This window comes from Actinoplanes sp. DH11, assembly GCF_020873875.1.
Classification (GTDB): domain Bacteria; phylum Actinomycetota; class Actinomycetes; order Mycobacteriales; family Micromonosporaceae; genus Actinoplanes.
Genome location: NZ_JAHWGU010000024.1, coordinates 70453 through 89717 on the forward strand (window position 1 = coordinate 70453; position 19265 = coordinate 89717).

16 protein-coding genes are annotated in these 19265 nt (G+C 72.2%); 8 read left to right on the top strand and 8 right to left on the bottom strand.

The window, feature by feature from the left end:
* Window positions 1-342 precede the first annotated feature (342 nt).
* Both LPA41_RS29640 and LPA41_RS29645 read right to left on the bottom strand, forming a co-directional pair.
* Entirely contained in the window at window positions 343-510 is a 168-nt protein-coding gene (locus LPA41_RS29640) for a hypothetical protein (RefSeq protein WP_229074221.1), read from the bottom strand.
* 10 nt (window positions 511-520) lie between these two features.
* Complete coding sequence (locus LPA41_RS29645; protein WP_229074223.1) at window positions 521-1630, bottom strand: steroid 3-ketoacyl-CoA thiolase; 1110 nt, start codon at window positions 1628-1630, stop codon at window positions 521-523.
* 96 nt (window positions 1631-1726) lie between these two features.
* Here LPA41_RS29645 and LPA41_RS29650 point away from each other — a divergent pair, with 96 nt between their 5' ends.
* The gene (locus LPA41_RS29650) at window positions 1727-2968 is read left to right on the top strand and encodes a cytochrome P450 (RefSeq protein ID WP_229074225.1); all 1242 of its coding nucleotides are present in this window, start codon (window positions 1727-1729) and stop codon (window positions 2966-2968) included.
* Window positions 2969-3153: 185 nt separating this feature from the next.
* Window positions 3154-5028 (top strand): ABC transporter ATP-binding protein, encoded by a 1875-nt coding sequence (locus tag LPA41_RS29655; RefSeq protein ID WP_374238225.1) that lies wholly within the window; start codon window positions 3154-3156, stop codon window positions 5026-5028.
* Window positions 5029-5065: 37 nt separating this feature from the next.
* Here LPA41_RS29655 and LPA41_RS29660 read toward each other — a convergent pair whose 3' ends face one another.
* Together LPA41_RS29660 and LPA41_RS29665 are read right to left on the bottom strand one after the other, a co-directional pair.
* Window positions 5066-6160: a nitronate monooxygenase family protein gene (locus tag LPA41_RS29660; protein WP_229074227.1), complete on the bottom strand. Its 1095-nt coding sequence runs from the start codon at window positions 6158-6160 to the stop codon at window positions 5066-5068.
* On the bottom strand, window positions 6150-7730 hold the full coding sequence (locus LPA41_RS29665) for an acyl-CoA synthetase (protein ID WP_229074229.1): 1581 nt from the start codon (window positions 7728-7730) through the stop codon (window positions 6150-6152). The genes LPA41_RS29660 and LPA41_RS29665 overlap by 11 nt, the downstream gene beginning before the upstream one ends.
* Before the next feature lie 73 nt (window positions 7731-7803).
* Here LPA41_RS29665 and LPA41_RS29670 point away from each other — a divergent pair, with 73 nt between their 5' ends.
* Window positions 7804-8571: a crotonase/enoyl-CoA hydratase family protein gene (locus LPA41_RS29670; RefSeq protein ID WP_308036633.1), complete on the top strand. Its 768-nt coding sequence runs from the start codon at window positions 7804-7806 to the stop codon at window positions 8569-8571.
* Between the two features lie 72 nt (window positions 8572-8643).
* On the opposite strand, the gene LPA41_RS29675 is transcribed toward LPA41_RS29670, so the two are convergent.
* Window positions 8644-10191, bottom strand: a complete 1548-nt coding sequence (locus LPA41_RS29675) for an acyl-CoA synthetase (RefSeq protein ID WP_229074231.1) — start codon at window positions 10189-10191, stop codon at window positions 8644-8646.
* A 101-nt stretch (window positions 10192-10292) separates the two neighbouring features.
* Here LPA41_RS29675 and LPA41_RS29680 point away from each other — a divergent pair, with 101 nt between their 5' ends.
* The 4 genes from LPA41_RS29680 to LPA41_RS29695 all read left to right on the top strand — a co-directional run bounded on the left by LPA41_RS29680 (window position 10293) and on the right by LPA41_RS29695 (window position 15418).
* The gene (locus LPA41_RS29680) at window positions 10293-11255 is read left to right on the top strand and encodes a Zn-ribbon domain-containing OB-fold protein (protein WP_229074233.1); all 963 of its coding nucleotides are present in this window, start codon (window positions 10293-10295) and stop codon (window positions 11253-11255) included.
* Window positions 11252-12262 carry a lipid-transfer protein gene (locus tag LPA41_RS29685; protein WP_229074234.1) on the top strand — a complete coding sequence of 337 codons (1011 nt, stop codon included), beginning with the start codon at window positions 11252-11254 and terminating at the stop codon, window positions 12260-12262. Before LPA41_RS29680 ends, LPA41_RS29685 begins: the two co-directional genes overlap by 4 nt.
* Complete coding sequence (locus tag LPA41_RS29690; RefSeq protein ID WP_229074236.1) at window positions 12262-13413, top strand: thiolase domain-containing protein; 1152 nt, start codon at window positions 12262-12264, stop codon at window positions 13411-13413. Before LPA41_RS29685 ends, LPA41_RS29690 begins: the two co-directional genes overlap by 1 nt.
* A 178-nt stretch (window positions 13414-13591) precedes the next feature.
* A complete protein-coding gene (locus LPA41_RS29695; protein ID WP_229074238.1) occupies window positions 13592-15418 on the top strand; it encodes a cellulose-binding protein in 1827 nt (608 codons plus the stop codon).
* On the opposite strand, the gene LPA41_RS29700 is transcribed toward LPA41_RS29695, so the two are convergent.
* The 3 genes from LPA41_RS29700 to LPA41_RS43090 all read right to left on the bottom strand — a co-directional run bounded on the left by LPA41_RS29700 (window position 15337) and on the right by LPA41_RS43090 (window position 19089).
* The gene (locus tag LPA41_RS29700) at window positions 15337-17571 is read right to left on the bottom strand and encodes a BTAD domain-containing putative transcriptional regulator (RefSeq protein ID WP_229074239.1); all 2235 of its coding nucleotides are present in this window, start codon (window positions 17569-17571) and stop codon (window positions 15337-15339) included. The two genes, LPA41_RS29695 and LPA41_RS29700, sit on opposite strands and share 82 nt — an antisense overlap.
* 127 nt (window positions 17572-17698) lie before the next feature.
* Window positions 17699-18466, bottom strand: a complete 768-nt coding sequence (locus LPA41_RS43085; RefSeq protein ID WP_229074240.1) for a hypothetical protein — start codon at window positions 18464-18466, stop codon at window positions 17699-17701.
* A gap of 158 nt (window positions 18467-18624) precedes the next feature.
* Window positions 18625-19089: a hypothetical protein gene (locus tag LPA41_RS43090; protein WP_229074241.1), complete on the bottom strand. Its 465-nt coding sequence runs from the start codon at window positions 19087-19089 to the stop codon at window positions 18625-18627.
* A gap of 58 nt (window positions 19090-19147) precedes the next feature.
* Between LPA41_RS43090 and LPA41_RS43095 the strand changes: the two genes are divergently transcribed.
* Entirely contained in the window at window positions 19148-19264 is a 117-nt protein-coding gene (locus LPA41_RS43095; protein WP_229074242.1) for an excalibur calcium-binding domain-containing protein, read from the top strand.
* The last annotated feature ends 1 nt before the right edge of the window (window position 19265 follow it).

The following is a 19265-nucleotide window of genomic DNA, read 5'->3' on the forward strand; positions in this document are numbered from 1 at the left end:
GATGCATCGATGATGCCACGGCGACGATGGCGATGGGCCCGGGAGGACACCGGGAAGCGTCTGCGAACTCCAGCGCGACCAGCTCTGATCCCCACACCGGCTCTTCGGAGAAGTCGCTTCCCGAACCCGCCGACAACAAGTCTAGAACCCCGCTGCAGACAACGTCTTGACACAGAGAGGAGCCAGAAGCGGGGATTCGATCATGCGGCTCAGGTGAGCAATCGGTGGACCGAGCGGCGGGGATTTCCCAGTCGAGATATTGCGGGGTCGCTTGTCGAGTTCGGCGGCTACGGCGATCATGTCCTCGGTGAGGTACATGCTGGGGTTGAGCAGCGGGGGCTCTCAGCGGGAGCCGTAGAAACCGGGCGGCACGGCCGGGTTGATCTCCGGGGTGTTGGCGGCGACCTCGCCGGCGCTGGGGTTGAGCGCGGCCACCACGGCGGTCACGCCGATCGCCGCGAGCACGACGGCGGCCACCGCGGCGGCCACCAGGTTCTTGAACAGGAACATTTGCTTCTCCTCACAGCCGCTCGATGATGCTCGCCGTGGACATGGCGCCGCCCGCGCACATGGTGATCAGCGCGGTTTGCCCGTCCGACCGTTCCAGTTCGTGCAGGGCGGTCGTGACAAGCCGGGCTCCGGTGCTGCCGACCGGATGGCCCAGCGCGATCGCGCCGCCGTTGACGTTGACCCGGGACTCGTCCGCGCGGTGCACCGCCAGCCAGGAGAGCACCACGCTCGCGAACGCCTCGTTCACTTCGACCAGGTCGACGTCCTCGATCTTCATGCCGGCCCGGGCCAGGACCCGTTCGGTGGCGGCGACCGGCCCGTCCAGGTGGTAGTACGGCTCGGCGCCGATCAGGCACTGCGCCACGATCCGGGCCCGGGGCCGCAGCCCCAGCGAGCGGGCCCGGTCGGCGTCCGCCAGCAGCACGGCGGCCGCGCCGTCGGAGATCTGCGAGCTGGTGCCGGCGGTGTGCCGACCCTCCGGCAGCACCGGCCGCAGGTTTCGCAGGCCCTCGATGGTGGTGTCCCGCAGGCCCTGGTCACGGGTCACCCCGCCGACGGCTGTCACCTCGCGGTCGAAGCGGCCCTCGGCCCAGGCCCGCGCGGCGTTGGCCTGCGAGCGCACGCCGAACCGGTCGAGGTCTTCGCGTGTCAGGTTGCGCCGGTCCGCGATCCGCTCGGCCGCCACGTACTGGTTGGGCAGGTCGATGTCCCACGACTCGGGGCGGGGGAGGCCGGCGTCGCCGAGGTTGGCCCGCAGCGGGACGCGACTCATCGACTCGACGCCGCAGGCCAGGCCCACGGCTATCGCGTCGGCCGTGATCAGGCCGGCGATCAGGTGGCTCGCCTGCTGCGCGGAACCGCACTGGGCGTCGATCGTGGTGCAGCCGGTGCCGTACGGCAGGCCGGCGTGCAGCCAGGCGGTCCGGGTGATGTTGTTCGACTGCTCGCCGCCCTGCGTGACGCAGCCACCGATGACCTGCTCCACGTCCGCGCCGGGGTTCCTGGTGACGAGTCCGCTCTGCACGGCGCCCAGCAGTTCGGCCGCGTGCAGCCCGGACAGCCAGCCGTCCCGGCGGCCGATCGGTGTGCGAACGGCATCGACAATCACCGGTACGCCCACGGCGACTCCCATCTAGAACGTGTTCTCGCGCAGAACCTACCACCCGGTACGCCGGTCGTGCTTGAATCGGTAGAACCTGTTGCTGTAGGAGGAGCCGTGGCCGAGCCGCGCACCAGGATCGACTTCACCGACCCGGACATCTACGTCCACGGCATCCCGCAGGCCGAGTTCGCCGAAGCCCGCCGGTCCGCGCCGGTCTGCTGGGTGCCGCAGGAGCGCGGCAGCGCGGGCTTCGACGACGACGGCTACTGGGCGGTGACCCGGCACGCCGACGTGATGGCCGTGTCCCGGGACAGCGACACCTACTCCAGCCGGGAGAAGACGGCGATCGTCCGGTTCGGGGCGGACATGACACCCGATCGCCTGGGGATGCAGCGCTACATCCTGCTCAACATGGATCCGCCGCAGCACACCCAGCACCGGGCGATCGTGTCCAAGGGGTTCACGCCGCGGGCGATCAACAGCCTGCGCGACGCCTTGCAGAAACGGGCCGCGCAGATCGTGTCGGCGGCCGCAGCCGGCTCCGGTTCCGGCGACTTCGTCCAGGAGGTCGCCCGCGAGCTGCCGCTCCAGGCCATCGCCGAGTTGCTCGGCGTGCCGCAGGAGGACCGGCACGACGTCTTCGACTGGTCCAACGCGATGATCGGGCAGGACGACCCGGAGTTCAGTGACGGCAGCGACCCGATCGAGCCGGCGACGTCACTGCTCGGTTACGCCATGACGATGGCCGAGGACCGCAAGAGCTGCCCGCGCGACGACATCGTCACCACCCTGGTCAAGGCCGAGATCGACGGCGAGCACCTGTCCACCGACGAGTTCGGTTTCTTCGTGCTGATGCTCGCCGTCGCCGGCAACGAGACCACCCGCAACGCCATCTCGCACGGCATGCTGGCGTTCCTGGAACACCCGGAGCAGTGGGAGCTCTACCGGCAGACCCGGCCACGCACCGCCGTCGACGAGGTGGTGCGCTGGGGCAGCCCGATCAACGCCTTCCAGCGCACCACCAAGCACGACACCGTGCTGAACGGCCAGGCCATCGGCGCGGGCCGGCGAGTCGCGATGTTCTACGGCTCCGCCAACTACGACGAGGACGTCTTCACCGACCCGCACACCTTCGACATCACCCGCAGCCCCAACCCGCACCTCGGCTTCGGCGGCAGCGGCGCCCACTTCTGCCTCGGCGCCAACCTGGCCCGGCTGGAGATCGACCTGATCTTCAACGCGATCGCCGACCAGATGCCGGGCGCGACCCTCGCCGGTCCGGCTCAGCGCCTGCGGTCCGGCTGGATCAACGGGATCAAGCACCTGCCGGTGCGATACCGCGGGGGTACGGGCTGAGCCCGCCCCCACCGCAGGTCAGCGCGCCAGCACCGGCCGGATCCCGGCCGCCCGCCGGCCGCGGGCCGTCGTCGCTCCGGCACCATCAACAGCAGTCGATCAAGGTGTCCCGGCGCGCTCGGTCAGAAAAGTGCTTGACCTCCACCTATGTTGAGGTGGGAGGTTCGTTGCCGGGGAGGTCCGGCATGAGCATGGAGATGGCCGCGTGGAACTCGATGTACCACGCGATGAATCAGCAGGACGACAGGCGGCCGTTCTCGGTGGCCACGTTACGGCGGATCGCGGGGTTCGCCCGGCCGCACAGACGGGCGCTCACCGGGTTCCTGGTGCTCAGCGTGGTCACCGCGTTCTTGGCGGTGGCCACGCCGGTGCTGGCGGGCCGGGTGGTGGACGCAATCGTCGACGGCAAGGACAGCGGGCTGGTGGTGGCGCTCGCGATCGCGATCGGGGTGATCGCGCTCAGCGAGGCGGGGCTGGGGCTGGTGCAGCGGTGGCTGTCGGCGGGGATCGGTGAGGGGCTGATCCTGCATCTGCGGACCGCCGTCTTCGACCACGTGCAGCGGATGCCTGTCGCGTTCTTCACCCGCACCCGGACGGGCGCTCTGGTGAGCCGGCTCAACAACGACGTGATCGGCGCGCAGCGGGCGTTCAGCGACACCCTGTCCGGTGTGGTGGGCAACCTGGTGGCGCTGGTGCTCACGCTTATCGTGATGATCGGCCTGTCCTGGCAGATCACCGCGCTCTCGCTCCTGCTGCTGCCGATCTTCGTGCTGCCGGCGCGGCGCACCGGGCGGCGGCTGGCCCGGCTGGAGCGGGAGGCGGCCGAGCACAACGCGGCCATGAACACGCAGATGACGGAGCGTTTCTCGGCGCCGGGTGCGACGCTTGTCAAGCTTTACGGCGACCCCGGCGCGGAGTCGGCCGAGTTCGCGGCGCGGGCGAGGCGGGTCCGAGACATCGGGGTACGCACCGCGATGGCTCAGTGGATCTTCTTGACCGCCCTGGTCTCGGTGTCCGGGGTGGCCGTGGCGCTGGTCTACGGGCTGGGCGGCGTCTACGCGCTGCGCGGCCAGCTGGAACCGGGCGCGGTGGTGGCGCTGGCCATCCTGCTGACCAGGCTCTACGCGCCGCTCACCTCGCTGGCGAGCGCCCGGGTCGAGGTGATGAGCGCGCTGGTCAGCTTCGAGCGGGTGTTCGAGGTGCTCGACCTGAAACCGCTCATCGAGGAGAAACCGGATGCGCGGCCGGTGCCGGACGGGCCGGTGGCGGTGGAGTTCGACAACGTCCGGTTCGCCTACCCGGCGGCTGACAAGGTGTCACTGGCTTCGCTGGAGGAGGTGGCGACGCTCGACACCCGGGGTGGCGTCGAGGTGCTGCACGAGGTGTCGTTCCGCGCCGAGCCGGGTCAGATGGTGGCGCTGGTGGGTTCGTCGGGTGCCGGCAAGTCGACGATGGCGAGTCTGCTGCCCCGGCTCTACGACGCCGGCGAGGGGGCCGTGCGACTGGCCGGGGTCGACGTGCGCGATCTGTCCGCGGCGTCGCTGCGGCAGACCCTGGGCATGGTCACGCAGGACGGTCACCTGTTCCACGAGTCGGTGCGCGCCAACCTGATGCTGGGCCATCCGGACGCGACCGAGGAGGAGCTGTGGGACGCGCTGCGCCGCGCCCGCATCGCGGACCTGGTGGAGTCGCTGCCCGACGGTCTGGACACGGTGATCGGCGAGCGGGGCTACCGGCTGTCCGGGGGCGAGCGCCAGCGCCTCACGATCGCCCGGCTGCTGCTGGCGAAACCGCGTGTCGTGGTCCTCGACGAGGCGACCGCCCACCTGGACTCCACGTCGGAGCTGGCGGTGCAGGAAGCGCTCGGCGAGGCGCTGGCCGGCCGGACCGCGGTGGTGATCGCCCACCGGCTCTCCACGGTCCGCGCCGCCGACCAGATCCTGGTGGTGGAGGACGGCCGCATCATCGAACGCGGCACCCACCCGCAGTTGCTGGCGGCGGGCGGGCGCTACCAGGAGCTCTACCGGACCCAGTTCAGCGAGGCGCCGACGCCGGCCTGAACCCGCCCGGCCGCCGGGTGCGCGGCCGGGCGGATGGTCAGCGGAGCGTGGCGAGGTGGGTGAGGGTTTCGTCGGCCTCGGTGATCAGGTCGGCCAGGACGTCGGCGACCGGGCGGACCTGGTTCATCCGGCCGACGATCTGGCCGACCGGCATCGGGACGACGGTGGGGTCGCCGGAGTCCATCAGGCGGTCGTGGGCGGGTGCGACAAGCAGGTTCTGCAGCGGCATCGGCAGCGGGGACGGCGCGTCGTCCGACTCCCACGCCGCGGTCCAGCGGTTGCGCAGCAGCCGGGCCGGTTTTCCCGTGTAGATGCGGGTGCGGACGGTGTCGGTGGACCGGGCCTGGAGCAGGGCGTCGCGCAGCGCGGCCGACGTCTCGTACTCCGCCGTGCCCAGCCACACCGACCCCATCCACACGCCGCGCGCGCCGAGGGCCAGGGCGGCGGCGATCTGCCGGCCGCTGCCGATCCCGCCGGCGGCCAGCACCGGCACGTCCGGGCCGACCGCGTCGACGACCTCCGGGATCAGCACCATGCTGCCGATCTCGCCGGTGTGACCGCCTGCTTCGTACCCCTGCGCCACCACGATGTCCACGCCGCCGGCGAGGTGGCTGCGGGCGTGATCGGCGCGACCGGCGAGCGCGGCCACCGCCAGGCCGTGCCGGTGCGCGCTGTCGATCACGTCGGGGGGCGGTGGCCCGAGCGCGTTCGCGATCAGGCGGGGCTGGTGGGTCAGGGCCACGTCGACATGGGTACGGGCCACCGAGTGCAGCCACCCCAGAACTCCCGCGCGCTGTGACTCGTCGACGCCGAGCGGTGGCACACCGAGGCGCAGCAGGGTCCGCTCGACGAAGTCCCGGTGCCCGTCGGGGATGAGTTTGCCCAGGTCGACCTGGGTTCCTTCGGTGGGTACGCGGCCGGGCATCACGACGTCGACACCGTAGGGACGGCCGTCCAGTTCGGTCTCCAGCCACGTCAGGACCCGGTCCAGTTCGTCGCCGTCGTTGAACCGGACGCAGCCCAGCACGCCGAGGCCACCGGCCCGGCTGATGGCCGCGACGACGTGCTCGGACGGGCTGAACCCGACGACCGGCACGTCGATGCCGAACATCTCGCACAGCTCAGTCCGCACGGCGTGACCCCCCGGCCGGGTGGGTGCGCGCGTATTCGTGGGCCCACCGGTAGTCGGCCTTGCCGCTGATCGTGCGGTGGATCCGGTCGACCGGCCACACGTCGCGGGGCACCTTGTAGCCCGCGATCCGCCGCCGGACATGACTGTCGAGTTCGTCCAGGTCCACCCGTACACCCGGGCGGGTCTGCACCAGAGCGACCACCCGCTGCCCCAGCAGCTCGTCGGGGGCGCCGATGACGAGGGCGTCGAAGATGCCCGGGTGCGCCTTGAGCGCGCCCTCCACCTCCTCCGGGAAGACCTTCTCCCCGCCGGTGTTGACGCACGTGTTGCCCCGGCCGAGCAGGGTCACGGTGCCGTCCTCCTCGGTCCGCGCGAAGTCGCCGGGAATCGCGTACCGCACCCCGTCGACCTCGGTGATCAGCGATTTCGTCTTGTCCGGGTCCTTGTAGTAGCCGAGCGGCACGTGCCCGCCGCGCGCGAGCCGGCCGATCACGCCCGGCGGCGCCTTGTGTCCGTACTCGTCGATGACGATCGTGTCCGGCCCGGGCATCACCCGTGGCCCGTCGACCGCGCCGCCGTCGACGTCGGCGACGATGCCGAGGCCCGCGAAGCCGGTCTCCGAGGAGCCGATCGCGTCGGTGACCATGACGTTCGGGAAGGTGTCCAGGTACTGCCGTTTCACCGACGGCGAGAAGAGCGCCGCACTGGAGGAGACCGACACGAGCGAGGAGCCGTCGTGGTTGCCGGCCAGGTACGTCTCGATGAGGGGCCGGGCCATCGCGTCGCCGATCAGCACCACCACGTTGACGTGCCGTTCCGCGATGGTCCGCCACACCTCCTCGGGGTCGAAGTGCGGCAGCACCACCACCGTGTCGCCGGAGAAGAGCGCGGCGAGCGCGGCCCACTGCGCGTTGCCGTGGATCAGCGGTGCCAGGCAGAACCGGGTCATCGGTGGCATTTCCCGGCCCCGTTTGGTCTGGGCCCATTCGTCCTCGAGGGGGATGCCGGACAGGAAGTCGATGCCGCCGCCGAGGGTGCGCCAGACATCCTCGTGGCGCCAGATGACACCTTTCGGATATCCGGTGGTTCCGCCCGTGTAGAGCAGGTACGTGTCGTCGCCGGACCGTTCGCCGAAGTCGCGGCCGGGGTCACCGGCCGCCAGGGCCGCCCGGTACTCCGGGGTGCCCAGGGTCAGCGTGGTCCGCAGGCCGGGCGCCGCCACCCGCGCGACGCGTTCGGTGAACTCGGGGTCGTGCAGCAGCGCGGTCAGTTCCGCGTCCGCGAAGAGATACTGCAACTCGTTCTCGACATACCGGTAGTTGACGTTGACGACCACGGCGCGCAGCTTGTACACGGCGATCATGGCCTCGACGGCCTCGATCGAGTTACCGGCGTACAACCCGACGTGGGCGCCCTTGCCCACTCCTTGATCCCGCAGGAAATGGGCGAGACGGTTGGCGGTTTCCTCCAGCTCGGCGTACGTCGTCTCGCGCGTGCCGCAGGCCACCGCCACGCGGTCGGGGAAAGCATCGACCGCGTGCTCGAACAGGTCCGCTATGTTGGCCGCCATTCCCAGAAAGTAGAACCTGTTATTGTTTCCGGCAAGGTTCCGATTTCCCCACTGGCGCGGGAGGAAGACCGGAGTGGACGCGATCGTCGAGCAGCGCGGACCGATCCTGATCGTCACGATGAACCGGCCACAGGTGCGCAACGCCCTCTCCGCCGAGATGATGGCCGTGATGCGCGACGCCTGGGACCGGGTGGACGCCGACCCGGAGATCCGGGTGGCGATCCTGACCGGGGCCGGTGGGGCGTTCTGCGCCGGCGCCGACCTGCGGGCCATGACCGCGGCGCCGCCCGACCTGCGCACCGGTGACCTGTCGCGCATCGACGCCCTGCTCAAGGGCCGCCGCCTCACGAAACCGCTGATCGCCGCCGTGGAGGGGCCCGCCGTCGCCGGTGGCACCGAGATCCTGCAGGCCACCGACATCCGGGTGGCCGGCGAGAGCGCCCGGTTCGGCGTCTCGGAGGCGCGGTGGGGGCTGTTCCCGCTCGGTGGCTCGGCGGTGCGGCTGCCGCGGCAGTTGCCGTACACGGTCGCCGCCGACCTGCTGCTCACCGGCCGGCACCTGACCGCGGCCGAGGCGCGCGACGCCGGGCTGATCGGGCACGTCGTGCCGGACGGTGCGGCGCTGGACAGGGCGCTGGAGATCGCCGCGGCGGTCGCGGCCAACGGACCGGTCGCCGTGCGGGCCATCCTGCGGACCATCCGGGAGACCGAGGGGCTGCCGGAGAACGAGGCGTTCGCCATCGAGTCGAAGATCGGGATGGAGGTCTTCGCCAGCGACGACGCGAAGGAGGGGCCTCGCGCGTTCATCGAGAAACGCAAACCGCACTTCCGCGACCGGTGAGCCGCGGCGCGGTAAAACGACGCCGCGCGAGGTGTCAGGCGGTGCGGCAGGCGTCAGACTGCGCGGCAGGCGTCAGATGGCGCGGGAACGGCCGGCCCAGTACGGGTCGCGGAGCAGTCGCTTGTAGAGCTTGCCGTTCGGGTCCCGGGGCAGCTCGGCCACGTAGTCGACGGTGCGCGGCAGCTTGAACTTGGCCATCCGCTCGCCGAGGTACGCCAGCAGCGCCGCCGTCAGCGCCGGGCCCGGTGCGGCGCCGGGGGCCGGCTGCACGACCGCCTTGATCTCCTCGCCCCATTCGTCGTGCGGGATGCCGAAGACCGCCACGTCGGCCACGGCCGGGTGCACGGCCAGCTCGTTCTCGATCTCCGCGGGGTAGACGTTCACGCCGCCCGTGATGATCACGTCGCTGGCCCGGTCGCAGAGGAACAGGTAGCCGTCGTCGTCCAGGTAGCCGATGTCGCCGACCGTGAACATCCGGTCCCGCCAGGAGGCCCGGGTCTTCGCGGCGTCACCGTGGTACTCGAACGTCGCGTCGCCCATCTGCAGGTACACCGTCCCGGGGGTGCCGGCGGGCGCGTCCTTGCCGTCGTCGTCGAGGACCCGCACCCGGGAGCCGGGCCAGGCCCTGCCGACCGAGCCGGGCCGCGCCGACCACTCCGGCGCGGTGATCAGGGTGCCGCCGCCCTCGGAGGCCGCGTAATACTCGATCACGACCGGCCCCCACCAGTCGAGCATCGCCTGCTTGACCGGTTGTGGACAGGGCGCGGCGCCGTGGATCATCGCGCGCATCGAGGAGGTCTCGGCGCGCTCGCGCACCGCGGCGGGCAGGGCGAGCAGGCGGCGGAACTGGGTCGGCACCATGTGGCTGTGCGTCACCCGGTGCTCCCCGACGAGGCGCAGGAACGACGCGGCGTCCCAGTGGTCCATCACCACGACCGGGTGGCCCATCTGGATCGAGATGACGGCGAAGTTCATCACCGCCGTGTGGTAGAGCGGGGAGCAGCACAGATGCACGTGATCATCGAAGGGCCGCAGGCCGAACAGCCCGAAGAACCAGAGCGACACGGGCGGTACGTCGTCCGGGTCGAGGCCGAGCAGCGGGCGCCGTACGCCCTTGGGCCGCCCCGACGTGCCGGACGTGTAGACCATGAGCGCGCCGAGCGTACGCCCGCCGGGTCTGCCTGATCCGCCCCCGCCGAGCTCGCCCGCGGACCGGAAGCCCGGGATGTCCCCCACCGCGTAGCGGTCCTGCGCCGTAAGGCCGGCCAGGTCCGCCGCGGTGACCGCGGTGTCCGCGAAGCGCTCGCTCGCGACGAAGGCCCGCGCCCCGCTGTCCCGCAGGATGTAGCCGAGTTCGGGCGCGGTGAGATGCCAGTTCAGGGGCACGACGTGCAGCCCGATCTGCACCGCGGCGTAGTAGGCCACGAGGATGTCGGCGCCGTTCGGCAGCAGCAGGGCGACGGTGTCCCCGGCGCGCAACCCGGCGTCCCGCAGCCCCCGGCCGATCCGGTTCGCCTCGGCGGCCAGTTCCGCGTAGGTGAGTGTCCGGCCGCCCGGCTCCACGATCGCCACGCGCTGCGGTGACCGGCTCGCGACGGTCCACATCCCGACTTCCGTCATGCCGCGACCCTATAACTCGTTCCATCCGCAGGAAAGCCGTCCAGCGCAGCCATTGCGGCGCAAAGTTGGAACGTGTTTCACTCGACGGCGTGGAAGCGCCGATGACCATCGCCTTCGATTACACGCGCTCGCTCGGGCCGGTGCTGGGCCGGTTCATGGCGGGGCTGCGTGATCGCCGGGTGCTCGGCGCACGGACCTCGGACGGCCGGGTGCACGTGCCGCCGCTGGAGTTCGACCCGGTCACCCACAAGCCGGTCACCGACCTGGTCGAGGTGTCGGGCGCGGGCACGGTGGTCAGCTGGACCTGGTCGCCGCACCCGCTCGAGGGCCAGCCGCTGGACCGGCCGTTCGGGTGGGCGCTGATCCGGCTGGACGGCGCGGACACCACCATGATCCACGCGGTGGACGCCGGGGCCGAGACGCGGATGCGCACCGGGATGCGGGTGCGGGCCCGGTGGGCGGCCGACCGCACCGGCCACATCCGCGACCTGGCGTGCTTCGAACCGGCCGGTTCATCGGTCGGTTCGTCAGCGGGTTCGTCAGCCGGTTCGGCGGTCGGTTCGTCAGCCGGCGAGGCGGCCGGCGAGCCCGTGCGGATCATGGTCACCCCGATCCGGCTGCACTACCGGCACACCACCTCCGACGAGGAGGACCACTACCTGCGTGCGCTCGCCGACGGCCGGCTGATCGGGCAGCGCTGCCCGGCGTGCCGCAAGGTCTACGTCCCGCCCCGGGTCTGCCCGGCCGACGGGGTGGCACCCGGCGAGGTCGTCGCGGTGAGCGACCGGGGCACGGTCACGACGTTCTGCGTGGTGAACGTCCCGTTCGCCGGCCAGCGTCTGGACCCGCCATACGTGGTGGCCCAGGTCCTGCTGGACGGCGCCGACATCCCGGTGCCGCACCTGATCCTCGGGCTCGACGCGGCCCAGGTGCGGATGGGGATGCGGGTCGCCGCGGTCTGGCGGGACCGGGCACAGTGGTCGGCCACCCCGGAGAACATCGCGCACTTCGAGCCCACCGGCGAACCGGACGCCGGCTACGAGTCGTATGCGGAGCATCTATGAGCGACGTCGCGGTCATCGGGTTCGCCGCCGCGGACACCTCGGTCACCACCAGCGGCGTGGAGACCCTGGTCCCGGTCTTCGAGCGGGCTCTCGGCCGGGCCGGGCTGAGCCGCCGCGAGGTGGACTTCTGGTGCTCCGGGTCGTCGGACTACCTGGCCGGCCGGGCGTTCTCGTTCGTCAGCGCGGTGGACGCGATCGGCGCCGTGCCACCGATCACCGAGTCGCACGTGGAGATGGACGCGGCGTGGGCCTTCTACGAGGCCTACCTCAAAATCGTGAGCGGGGAGGCCGAGACCGCGCTGGTGTACGGGTTCGGCAAGGCCGGCGCCGGTGACCTGAACCGGGTGCTCGCGTTGCAGCTCGACCCGTACACGGTGGCGCCGCTCTGGCCGGACGCGACGAGCGTGGCGGCACTTCAGGCACGGCTCGCGCTGGAGGCCGGGCTGTTCACCGAACGGGACATGGCCGTGGTGGCCGCGCGCGACCGGGCGGAGACGGCCGAGGAGTTGCTGACCCGGCCGTACGTCGCCGCCCCGCTGCGCGCCCACGACGTCGCGCGGCTGGCGGACGGCGCCGCGGCCGTGGTGCTGGCCGCCGGTGACCGGGCCCGCCACCGGCCTTCCGCCGGCGATCGTCCCGCGTGGATCACCGGCATCGCCCATCGGGTGGACCCGCCGGGTCTCGGCGAGCGGGACCTGACGGCGGTGCCCTCGGCCACCGCCGCGGCCGCGGACGCCGGTCTCGGCGCCGACGTGGAGGTGGTCGCGCTGCACGCCCCGTTCACCCACCAGGAGCTGCTGTTACGTGCCGCTCTCGGCCTGCCGGACAGCACCCGCTCGGTCGCACCGGAGGGTAACGCCATGTTCTCGGCCGGGCTGTCCCGGATCGGCGCGGCGGCCACCGAGGTCATGTCCGGCCGGGCGCGGACCGCCGTCGCGCATGCCACCGGCGGGCCCGCCCTGCAGCAGAACCTGGTCTGCGTGCTGACCGGATCGGAGACGGTGTGATGAGACGGGCGGCAGTGCTCGGCACCGGGCAGACGCAGCACCGCTCCCGGCGTACCGACGTCTCCATGGCCGGGCTGTGCCGGGAGGCGATCGACCGCGCGCTGACCGATTCCGACACCGACTGGTCCCAGATCGACGCGGTGGTGCTGGGCAAGGCACCCGACCTGTTCGAGGGCGTGATGATGCCCGAACTGTTCCTCGCCGACGCGATCGGCGCAGCCGGGAAACCGTTGCTCCGGGTGCACACCGCCGGCTCGGTGGGCGGTGCCACCGCGCTCGTCGCGACGAGCCTGATCCGGGCCGGGGTGCACCGGCGGGTGCTGGCGGTGGCGTTCGAGAAGCAGTCCGAGTCGAACGCCATGTGGGCGCTCTCCATCCAGCCGCCGTTCAGCGCGCCGATCGGGGCCGGGGCCGGCGGGTACTTCGCGCCGCACATCCGCTCCTACATCCGCCGGTTCGGGGTTCCCGAGCACGTCGGCGCGCTCGTCGCGGTGAAGGACCGGCGCAACGGCGCGCTGAACCCGTACGCCCACCTGCGCCAGCCGGACATCACCCCGGAATCGGTCCGGTCGTCGCCGATGCTGTGGGACCCGATCCGCTACGACGAGACGTGCCCGTCGTCGGACGGCGCCTGTGCCGTGGTGATCGGGGACCAGGCCGCGGCCGAGTCCAGTTCTGATCAGGTTGCCTGGATCCGGGCCACGGCCATGCGGACCGAGCCGACGTCCTACTCCGGCAAGGACCATGTGAACCCGCGCGCCGGCGCGCTCGCGGCCCGGGCGCTGTGGGCGGCGGCCGGGATCAGCGACCCGCTCGACGAGGTCGACGTCGCCGAGATCTACGTGCCGTTCTCCTGGTTCGAGCCGATGTGGCTGGAGAACCTGGGCTTCACCGGGCCGGGGCAGGGCTGGAAGCTCACCGAGGCCGGCGAGACCGGGATCGGCGGCCGGTTGCCCGTCAACCCGTCCGGCGGGGTGCTGTGCTCCAACCCGATCGGCGCCTCCGGGCTGCTGCGCTTCGCCGAGGCCGCGATGCAGGTGATGGGCCGGGCCGGAGCGCACCAGGTGGCCGGAGCCGGCACGGCGCTGGGTCACGCGTACGGCGGTGGGTCCCAGTTCTTCAGCATGTGGGTGGTCGGTAAGCAGCCCTGACCGATTTTCGACCGCGGCGAGCATTTCTGCAACAAACCTGCAAATCGAATTCATTGACTGCCTTATCTCGGCGGTGGGACATTTCTGTCGTACCTCAAGCACCGCCGGAGCCATCCCCACCTGCGTTTTTATCGCCAGGCTCAGTGTGCGGTGCCCATTCCCTCAGGTAGGAGAAATGATGGCGCCAACTTCTCGCGCCCGACGTCTGGCCGGAATCGGCGGGCTGATCATTTCGGTGACAGCCGGCATGATCGCCGTGGTCGGCACCGCCGAGGCGGCGACCGTGTTCAGCGCCGACTTCGAGTCGGGCAGCACCTCCGGATGGTCGAAATCGGGCGGGACCTGGTCGGTCGTCAGCGACGGCTCGCAGGTCCTCCAGCAGAGCGACACCGGAAGCGAACGGGCCCGGCAGTTCGCCGGTTCGACCGCCTGGACGAACTATTCGGTGCAGGCCCGGGTCAAGGCGACCTCGTTCGCGTCGAGCGCCGGGATCGTGGCGCTCACCGCGCGGGCCGCCGGGTCGACGAAGATGTACCGTCTCGGACTGACCGGCGCCGGCCAGGTGCGGCTGGAGACGATGAACGGCAGTGCGGTGACCGTGCTCGGGTCGCTGTCGCAGACCGTTTCGGCGTCCACGTTCTACACGCTGCGGCTGACGGTGAGCGGCAGCACGGTCAGCGGCTCGGTGAACGGGACCGCCGTGGGCTCGGCGTCCGACAGCACCATCGCGGCCGGGCGGATCGGCCTGCTCACCGAGCGCGCGGCCGGCCGGTTCGACGACATCGTGGTGGACGACGCGGCGGTCACCCCGCCCAGCTCGTCACCGACGTCGTCACCGTCCACCAGCCCGTCGCCGTCCACCCCGCCGTCCTCACCGCCGCCCTCGTCCCCGCCGCCGTCCTCACCGCCGCCGTCGTCGTCCGCCGCCCTCTACGTCGCTCCGAACGGGACGGCGGACGCTGCCGGCACCGCCGCGAACCCCACCACACTGGTCTCGGCGATCACCCGGATCGCCGCGGGCGGCACGATCTATCTGCGCGGCGGCACCTACGCGCACGCCACCACCGTCACCATCCAGCCGGGCAACAACGGTTCCGCCGGCGCGCTCAAGACGATCTCCGCCTACCCCGGTGAGACGCCGGTCCTCAACTTCTCGGCGCAGGCCGAGGACCCGGCGAACCGCGGGCTGGCGGTCAACGGCAACTACTGGCGGGTGTACGGCCTCGTCGTCGAACGGGCCGGCGACAACGGCATCTTCGTCGGTGGCAGCAACAACGTCCTGGAACGCACCATCACCCGGTTCAACCGGGACACCGGCCTCCAGCTGTCCCGGATCGTCTCCACCACCCCGAACAACCAGTGGCCGGCGAACAACCTGATCCTCAGCGCCGAGTCGCACGACAACGCCGACTCCGACGGCGAGGACGCGGACGGTTTCGCCGCGAAGCTGACGGTCGGATCCGGCAACGTCTTCCGGTACGCGGTGGCGCACAACAACATCGACGACGGCTGGGACCTCTACACCAAGACCGACACCGGGCCGATCGGCGTGGTGACGATCGAGGACTCGCTCGCCTACAACAACGGCACCCTGACCGACGGCTCGCAGGCCGGCAACGGCGACCGCAACGGGTACAAGCTCGGCGGCGAGGACATCGGGGTCAACCACGTGGTGCGGCGGAGCATCGCGTTCAAGAACGGCAAGCACGGGTTCACGTACAACAGCAACCCGGGCAGCATGACGATCTCGAACAACCTGAGCATCGACAACGCCGAGCGCAACTTCAACTTCGACGCGGGCAGCTCGGTCTTCCGCAGCAACACGTCCTGCCGCAGCGGCAGCGGGACGAACGACCGGATCATCGGCAACTCGGACAGCACGAACCAGTTCTGGTCCGGTTCCAACGGTTCCCGGTGCGCGTCCTACACCGGGGCGCTGGGCTGGTCGTTCGCCTCCGACGGCCGGCTGGCGGTGACCCTCGGCGGCCGGGCCGTGACCCTGTAGTCGTCGGCTCTTCCCGGAAGCCGGAGCGGATCCCCCGCTCCGGCTTCCGCCTGCCCGGCCCCGGCCGCCTGCCCGCCGAGGGCGTCGTCGAGCACGGCCAGGTGGCCGGCGACGGGGCCGACGGTGAGCAGTCCGCTTGCCGCACCGGCCAGTTCCGCCGCCGCCGGGGCGAGGGCGCTCCGGGCGCGGCGCATGGCCGGCACGTCACCGGCGGCGACCGCCGCCCTCGCGAACAGGCACCACATCGCCTCCGCGAGCAGGTCGGCCGGTGGGTCGGGGACCTCGGCGAGCGGGATCACGCCCGGTTCGCGCAGCGGCCGCACCCACGGCTCGTAGGGTCCCCAGTCGCCCGGCGCGTCGTCGCGCCAGGTGCAGCGGTCCAGGCCCGCGGCGGGCAGCGGGTGGTTCCGGCGCAGGCGCAGGCCGAGCAGGGCGAGCGGGAGCAGGCCGATGTGGAAGCCCGGCATCCCGGCACCGGCCGACCGGGCCGCCGCGGCGCGGTACCGTCGTTCCGCCTCCGGCGCCGGCACCCCTTCGGCCACGTCGGCACGCAGGGCGCCGTACCACTGCGTGAAGACACCGGCGAGTGGCAGCTCATGCCGGCGGGCCAGGCCGTCCACCGCGGCCGCGTGCCGGTCGGCGTCGTCGAAGGCGGCCACCGCGCAACTCGCCTGGAGCCGGATCAGGTGCCCCAGGACCTCGGACGTGACCAGGCCGTGCCGGTGCGACAGGGTGACCAGTTCGGCGCCCGTGGCGTCCCGGCGCGCCGATCCGCCGGTCACCCGGCAGCTCTGCATGAAGACGCCGTTCAGGGCGAACGCCAGCAGCGCCGGGTCGTCGAGGTCGCGGGCGATCGCCTCGGCCCGGCGGGCACAGGCCGGCGGCCGGGGGTCGTGCGTGCCCCGGGACTCCACGGCGATCGTGGCGAGCAGCCGGGCCCGGGCCGGTTCGTGCCCGTCCGGGGACGACGCCGGGGGCGGGAGCACGGCCAGCGCCCGTTCCGCGGCCGCGACGACGGCCGCCGCCTGCGCCGGGTCGTCGGCGCGGGTCCAGACGGCCGGCACGTCGTAGGCGCCGATCACGCGCGCGGTCAGCTCCGGGTCGCCGAGCTGCTCGGCGGCGGCGACCGCCGCCGCCCGCTGCTCGCGGGCCACCTGGAGGCCGTCGGGGCCGGTCACCGCGAGGTTGCGCAGCAGCCCGACCGCCGACTCCAGCCGGGCCCGGGACCCGCCCGCACGAACCCGGTCGTAGGCGGAGGCGGCCGTCGTCCACACCAGGTCGGCCGGGTGCGGCGGGTCGGCCGGGTGCGGCGGGTCGGCCGGGTGGAGTGGCGAAGGCGCGGCCGGGCCGTCCAGGTGCGGTGCCTGCCGGAGGATGTCGGTCTCGAGGATGCGCAGCTCGGCGCCCGGTGCGATGCCCAGCTGGCGGTCCAGCAGGTCGCGGGCGCGGCGCAGCACGGCCAGGGCATCGCCCTGCCGGCCCGAGCGGTACAGCGCCAGCGCCAGCAGCCGCCAGCCCGGTTCGCGCCACGGGTGCGCGGTGACGTGTTCGTCCAGGTCCGGGACGGCCTCGGCCGGGCGGCCCAGGTCGAGGCGGGCCCCGGCCCGCCGTTCGACGGCCTGCAGGCGCAACTCGGTCAACCGGGAACGGTCGGGCCGCGGCCACACGGCGTCCGGGAAGTCGGCGTACGCGGGCCCGCGCCACCACGACAGCGCCTCGTCGAGCACCGTCAGCGCCTCGGCCGGCGCCGCCGCACCGGCCACCGCCACGGCGTCCTCGAACCGCCAGGCGTCGACGTCACCGGGCTCGGCCAGCAGGGCGTACCCGGCGCCGCGGGTGACCAGCAGCGCGGGCGGCGTCCGGGGCGCCCGGCCCGGTTCCACGGCCCGCCGCAGCGCGGCCACGAAGGTGCGCACGGCCGCGACCGCACCGTCCGGCGGCGCCACCCAGAGGTCGTCGATCAGATCCCGGACCGGCACCACCCGGCGGCGCGCCACGATCAGCCGGGCCAGGACCGCGCGGTGCATCGGGCCCTTGAGCGCGACCGGACGGGACACACCGTCCTCGGCGATCACCGGCCCGAGGACGCCGAACCGGATCCGAGCCGGTCCGGCCGGGGCGTCAGCCGCCGGCACCCGGGTTCGCTCGCGCACCGCCACCGCCTTCCGCCGCCACGCTACCGCCCTGCTCGCCGGGTGCTCCTCCGAACCCCGCAGAGTCCGGCCACGCGTGCGGAATGTGGACGCGCCATACGCCGAAGGCCCGCCGGACCCGCGCGCCTCAACTTTTCGGCTCGGGTTCCATCAGGCGGGCCGGGCGGGCGCGCATCTGCAAGGCGCAGATCTTCTCCGCCTCCAGGTAGACGTCGGGGTCGCCGTCGATCACCGCCCGGGCCGCTTCGATGCTGTCCTGGATCTGCACCCGTTCGTACCGCTTGAGCCGGGGCCAATGCCATTGGACCACCTTCAGGGCGTGGAAGCGCTCGTTGCGGGACGCCGCTTTCGCGATGGCGGCGGCCAGCACACCGGCGTCGAGCAGGCGCGGGTCGCCGCGCATCAGCGCTACGAGCAGCACCCGCACCACCGGGGCGGCCTTCGGGAACAGCAGCTTCACCTCGGCGGGGTCGAACTCGTGCCGGCAGGCGAACCCGGCGGCCTGCCGGACCAGGGAGTCCTGCACCTTGACCCGTGCGGTCCAGCAGTCGTCGCCGTCCAGTTCCTCACGGATCACGGTGTACGAGTCCACCAGCCGCGCCAGCTCCGTACCGTCCAGCAGCGCGGCCGTCTTCGGGGCGCCCTGGTCGGCGATCTGCTGCACCAGCCGCAGCCCGTAGCGGGCCGGCCCGGCCGGCGCGGTGCCGAGCCGGTGGATGAGGACCGGGCTGAGCAGCAGAAAGGCGCCCACGACGATGAGTACGGGGGACGCCGGCGGCCGGGTGAGGTCGAAGTACACCCGCCAGGCGCCGACACCGAGGCACCCGGCGCCGATGAACGCCAGGAACCCCAGCCACCACGCTGTGCCCCTGCCGGCGGCTCGTTGCACCGTCACACCGGGGATTCTCCTGGGGCGGGCGTGGCCGTGTGGCCGAGTCGCGGAAGATTGCCGGGCCGTTCATCCAGCGCGACCTGCCTGAACATCGCGGCCGCGGCACCCGAACGTGGAATCGACGGCGATCAACAACGGCGGCAGGGTGATCAGGTGAGCTATCAGCCGCCGTACCAGCCGCCCGTCCCGCCCCAGCAGCCCGGCTGGCAACAGCCTCCCGGCTGGCAACAGCCGCCCGTCCCGCCGCCTCCGCCCCGGAGGCGTGCCTCCTGGAAGCTGATCGGCGCGATCACCGGTGGCGTCCTCGTCCTCTGCTGCGGCGGGGTCGGCGTCGTCGGCGCGTTCACCGACGACGGTACGCAGCCGAAGAAGGCGGCCGGTGCGGTCGCCACCACGTCGGTCACGAGCGAGCCGGTTGCCGAGCCGGCCGCCGCCGCATCGTCGCCGAGCCCGGCGCAGACGGCGCGGTCCGCGCCGAGTTCCCAGCCGAGTTCGCGCCCGGCCAGTTCCCGGTCGCCGAGTACGCGCCCGGCTACGTCGCGGCCCGCTGCGACGAGGACGACGACGAAGCCGGCCACACCGAAGCCGAAACCGACCACCAAGAAGCCGGCGACGAAGAAGCCCACGCCGAAACCGACCACGAAGAAGCCGAAGCCCAGGCCGACGACGAAGGCGCCCAGCTCGGTGTACTACAAGAACTGCACGGCCGTCCGGGCGGCCGGCGCGGACCCGATCTACGCCGGCGACCCCGGCTACGGCCGGCACCTGGACCGGGACGGCGACGGCGTCGGCTGCGAGTGAC